Genomic DNA, 4,717 nt, shown 5'->3' on the forward strand with positions numbered 1-4,717 from the left:
TATATTCCCGGAAAAATCTTTATGTTTCGCCATCCCGTCACGCGGGTTTCCATCTTTATCGATGGGAACAATATGTTTTATGCCCAACAAAAAAATGGCTGGTTTTTCGACCCGCGCCGAGTCTTGGATTATTTTGTTAGGTCACAGCCCAATGTCGAGCTAGTCAACGCATTTTGGTACACCGGCATCAAGGATCCCAACGATCAAAGGGCTTTTCGAGATGCTCTGATCAGCTTGGGCTTCACCGTACGCACCAAGATCCTCAAAGAGTATCGAGACGAAGACTCCGGTCGATACTCCCAAAAAGCAAATCTGGATATTGAAATTGTGATCGATATGTTCAACACCGTTGGGCAATACGACAGGATCGTTTTGTTTAGCGGCGATGGCGATTTTGAGCGGGCCGTCGAGCTGTTGCGCTCCAAAAACACTCTGATTACGGTCGTCTCCACCGAAGGGATGATCGCTCGCGAGCTGCGCAACGCCACCGACCGCTACATCGACCTCAACGACATTCGCCCCTACATCGAGAAGCTAGACAAGTAAGGCCGAGATTTTGGGCCGATCCCTCTGCTGTCGAGCCGGCCCCACAGCTCCCTGGCGGAGTTGCCACAACTCATCTGAGTTCCTTCTGGTTTCTCCACCTTGAGGGGAAGTCTGCTGAGTAAGATTGCTGCCACGCGAGCGACCCATCCGTTACGCCGACCATAGTCGGCGTTGCCGGGAAAAGCTGTCCCAGCCACTTTAAGTTGCTCTGGCAACCGTCAGAAGGGTTGTTATAGTCATTATCAAATAGCAATGAAACACTTCTCCACCTCGTTATTACTACGCAATGCTGTCGCTCTAACTCCCCTCTCCCTCTGGGAGAGGGGCCGGGGGTGAGGGCCGGGAGAGGGGCCGGGGGTGAGGGCGGGTCGGCGGCAAAGTGTCTTCGTCTTGTTTGAAACGACTCTATCTTCCTCCTTGCCGGTTAACTTCTGGACAACCTTGGCCTGGGCAGAGGGCCAAAGAGGCTAGCATTGTAAAAAATCTTTGCCCTGACAGGTTCTTATGACCGACGTTCCCGTCTCCCGCATTCGCAACTTTTCCATCATCGCCCACATCGACCACGGCAAATCCACCCTGGCCGACCGGCTCTTGCAAGAAACCGGCACCGTTTCAGCTCGCGAGATGAAGCCGCAACTGTTGGACAACATGGAACTGGAGCGGGAACGGGGCATCACCATCAAGCTGCAGGCGGCCCGCATGAACTACCGCGCCCAAGACGGCCAGAACTATGTGCTCAACCTCATCGACACGCCGGGGCATGTGGACTTTACCTACGAAGTCTCCCGCTCCCTGGCAGCCTGCGAAGGGGCGCTGCTGGTGGTGGATGCCTCTCAAGGTGTGGAAGCGCAGACCCTGGCCAACGTCTATCTGGCCCTAGAGAACAACCTAGAGATCATCCCGGTGATCAACAAAATTGACCTGCCGGGGGCGGAGCCGGAGCGGGTGATCGCTGAGATCGAGCAGGTAATCGGCCTCGATTGCAGCGGAGCGATCTTGGCTTCTGCCAAAATGGGCATCGGCATCCAAGAGATCCTAGAGGCTATTGTGCAGCGGGTGCCCCCGCCACGGGATACGGTGGCGGATCCCTTGCGGGCTTTGATTTTCGATAGCTACTACGACTCCTACCGCGGTGTGATCGTCTATGTGCGCATCATGGATGGGGAGGTGAAGACGGGAGACAAGATTTGCTTCATGGCCTCTGGCCGAGAATACGAGATTACCGAGCTGGGGGTGATGCGCCCCCATCAAGAGCCGGTCGAGGCCCTGCATGCGGGCGAGGTGGGCTACGTGGCCGCTGCCATCAAGAGCGTGGAACACGCCCGTGTTGGGGATACCATTACGCTTGTCCATCGCAAGGCCTCTGAACCTCTGCCCGGCTACAAAGAAGCCAAGCCGATGGTGTTTTGTGGCCTCTTCCCCAGCAGCTCCGATCAATACGCCGAACTCAAAGAAGCTCTGGAAAAACTCAAGCTCAACGATGCTGCTCTCTACTTTGAGCCGGAAGTTTCCCCTGCCATGGGCTTTGGCTTCCGCTGTGGTTTTCTGGGCCTGCTGCACATGGAGGTGGTTCAGGAGCGCCTAGAACGGGAGTACAACCTCGATTTGGTGATTACAGCTCCGACGGTGGTGTACCAAGTTACCCTCAACAACGGCTCTGTGATTCGGGTAGACAATCCCAGCAAGCTGCCTTCCCCCAACGAGCGCACCAGCATTGAGGAGCCGATTGTGAGGGTAGAGGTGATTCTTCCTGAGGAATTTGTCGGTACCGTGATGGAGCTGTGCGAGACCAAACGCGGCACCTTTAAGGACATGAAATATCTGGCGCAGGGTCGAACTACGCTTGTATATGAGCTACCGCTGGCAGAAGTGGTCACCGACTTTTTCGATCAATTGAAATCGCGCACCCGTGGCTACGCCAGCATGGACTACCAAATGGTGGGTTATCGTGCGGATGATCTGGTGCGCTTGGACATTTTGATTAACGGCGAGGTGGTGGATTCTTTATCCACTATTGTGCATCGGGACAAAGCTTTTTATGTAGGCCGTTCCCTGGTTGCCAAGTTGCGGGAGCTGATCCCCCGCCATCAATTTGAAGTGCCCATTCAGGCGGCGATCGGCTCCAAAGTGATTGCTCGTGAAACCATACCGGCCCTGCGCAAAAATGTCTTGGCCAAGTGCTACGGAGGAGATGTGACCCGCAAACGCAAGCTTTTGGAAAAGCAAAAAGAGGGGAAAAAACGCATGAAGGCAGTGGGAACGGTGGATGTGCCCCAAGAAGCATTTATGGCGGTGCTGAAGTTGCAAAATGACTAGGGTGAGCGGCGCTCAACTGCAGCGGGAGGAGGTGTTGGCCTGGCTACAGCGTCAGGTGCCGCCCCCTCGCCTTCGCCATATCTTGGGGGTAGAGGCAATGGCCCGGCAACTGGCGGCCCACTATGGGCTGGACGAGCAAAAAGCTGCTTGGGCAGGGTTGATGCACGACCTGGCCAAGTCCTTCCCGCCGGAGCAACTGTTGCAAAGGGTGGCTCAGGAACGGGAGCTGGACGAGATCGAGCGGGCCGAACCCCACATTCTCCACGCCGAGGTGGGATCCCTGCTGGCACGGGAGCAGTTTCAGGTACAGGATGCAGAGATTTTGGCGGCCATTGCCAACCACACCCTGGGGCGGCCCGGCATGGATCCGCTGAGTTGTGTGGTTTTTGTAGCCGATGCTCTGGAGCCGAATCGGGGCAGCAGCCCAGAATTGGAGCGGTTGCGGCAGATGGCTTTTGTAGATTTGTCTAAAACCGTGGTGGGAGTCTGTGACTTGAGCCTAAAATTTTTGCTAGATCGGAATCAGGTGATTCATCCGCGCACCCTCATGACTCGGAATCATTTTCTGTTGCATCCTTTAGATAGAAAGGATTTAGAGAAGGTTATGTTCCAAGGCAACTCAGTCGTTTCGGGAGGGTTTTAGTTGCTACAGCTTATGCCTGCCCCTGCCGGGGATCCCATCTATCGCATGGCGTTGAGCGCAGCTCGCGCGGCGGAAGAAAAAAAAGGTGGCGACATTGTTCTGCTGGATGTGTCCCAGATTTCCACACTGGCAGACTACTTCCTTTTGATCAGCGGCTATTCGCTTACACAGGTTCGCGCCATTGCCCGGGCAATTGAGGAAAATCTTTGGGAGAAGTGGCAACAAGCTCCGCGCCGCATCGAAGGCCAAGACTCAGGCTCCTGGATTCTGATCGACTATGCGGATCTCATCGTCCATGTGCTCTTGCAAGAGGAAAGAAACTACTATGACCTAGAATCTTTCTGGATCCAGGCCCAGCGAGTTGATTTACCATTGGCGGGCTAGCCTCATTGTTTCTGAGTTCAGATCCCTAAGCTGCAACGGCTTTGCGGAGCCCGTAGCTGGGGCCAGCAGTCACCTGTCTGGCGTCTCAGCACTTGTCTCAGCAGTATTCCAAGCCGGCTTTGGCGCGCTAAGTTAGCCAATTGTCAAAAAATATGTAAGTTCCTTGATATTCCCATAATTTTTCACATAGTCGTATGCTAGCGTGATGGTCGAGGAGTGGTTGAGTGAGATCTTCTTTCTCACTGTGGCTAAGCTTCTATAGTCTTTGTTAAATACTGTACCCTGCTCTCCTCGGAAGCTCGATAATTTTTCGTTGGTGCCGGATGCCAGCGAAGCGATCTTCACGGTTTCTGATGGTTCCTGTTGGCTGCTTTTAGCGGCAAGCGGGAAGACAAACGAGGTAAATAGAGATGGAAAGGCTTAGCCGCAGAAGAGATCTTACACACGCTTTGTTTAATACCTGTTTTAAGAGTGACAGGGATTTTTAGGAGGGACGTTGATCATGATGGAAAAGATGTTGGTTAATATCGTTGAGTATCTGGCCCTAGGAGAGCTGGAAAATTACCTCTGTACCGAGCATCCCCATCAGCAGGTGTTTCATGACGCCAAGGAGCGGGAAGCGATGATGCAGCAGATCCTAAACCGCGTTCCTGCTGTCTACATGTGGCTGGCTCCCGATGAGTGTCCCAGCCACGATCAGCTCAACCCCTCTGAGCTGGAATTGCTCCGCTCAGTGGTGCGGGATGTGGTCAAGCAGAAGCTGCAACAAGCTTCTTTTGGCGTTGACCCCTATGCGGGATCCATGTCGGAAGCTTTTTACGGGTAGAG

5 protein-coding genes are annotated in these 4,717 nt (G+C 54.1%); all 5 read left to right on the forward strand.

Translation table 11 applies throughout. The annotated features are described in order from the left end of the window. Nucleotides 1-21 precede the first annotated feature (21 nt). Nucleotides 22-546, forward strand: a complete 525-nt coding sequence (locus tag NW857_RS05900) for an NYN domain-containing protein (protein WP_414335037.1) — start codon at nucleotides 22-24, stop codon at nucleotides 544-546. A 504-nt stretch (nucleotides 547-1,050) separates the two neighbouring features. Continuing rightward, complete coding sequence (gene lepA / locus NW857_RS05905; RefSeq protein ID WP_414335038.1) at nucleotides 1,051-2,862, forward strand: translation elongation factor 4; 1,812 nt, start codon at nucleotides 1,051-1,053, stop codon at nucleotides 2,860-2,862. Continuing rightward, nucleotides 2,855-3,505 (forward strand): bis(5'-nucleosyl)-tetraphosphatase (symmetrical) YqeK, encoded by a 651-nt coding sequence (gene yqeK / locus NW857_RS05910; RefSeq protein WP_414335039.1) that lies wholly within the window; start codon nucleotides 2,855-2,857, stop codon nucleotides 3,503-3,505. Before lepA ends, yqeK begins: the two co-directional genes overlap by 8 nt. A gap of 12 nt (nucleotides 3,506-3,517) precedes the next feature. Further along, on the forward strand, nucleotides 3,518-3,889 hold the full coding sequence (gene rsfS / locus NW857_RS05915) for a ribosome silencing factor (protein WP_414335040.1): 372 nt from the start codon (nucleotides 3,518-3,520) through the stop codon (nucleotides 3,887-3,889). 502 nt (nucleotides 3,890-4,391) lie between these two features. Next, complete coding sequence (locus NW857_RS05920; RefSeq protein WP_414335041.1) at nucleotides 4,392-4,715, forward strand: hypothetical protein; 324 nt, start codon at nucleotides 4,392-4,394, stop codon at nucleotides 4,713-4,715. Nucleotides 4,716-4,717: the final 2 nt, after the last annotated feature.

The sequence above is a fragment of the Synechococcus sp. H55.9 genome (genome assembly GCF_047462355.1).
Taxonomy (GTDB): domain Bacteria; phylum Cyanobacteriota; class Cyanobacteriia; order Thermostichales; family Thermostichaceae; genus Thermostichus.

Coding starts and splice junctions, on each gene's coding strand:
- NW857_RS05900 (WP_414335037.1), top strand. CDS start 22: ATGTTTCGCCATCCCGTCACGCGGGTTTCCATCTTTATCGATGGGAAC.
- lepA (WP_414335038.1), top strand. CDS start 1,051: ATGACCGACGTTCCCGTCTCCCGCATTCGCAACTTTTCCATCATCGCC.
- yqeK (WP_414335039.1), top strand. CDS start 2,855: ATGACTAGGGTGAGCGGCGCTCAACTGCAGCGGGAGGAGGTGTTGGCC.
- rsfS (WP_414335040.1), top strand. CDS start 3,518: ATGCCTGCCCCTGCCGGGGATCCCATCTATCGCATGGCGTTGAGCGCA.
- NW857_RS05920 (WP_414335041.1), top strand. CDS start 4,392: ATGATGGAAAAGATGTTGGTTAATATCGTTGAGTATCTGGCCCTAGGA.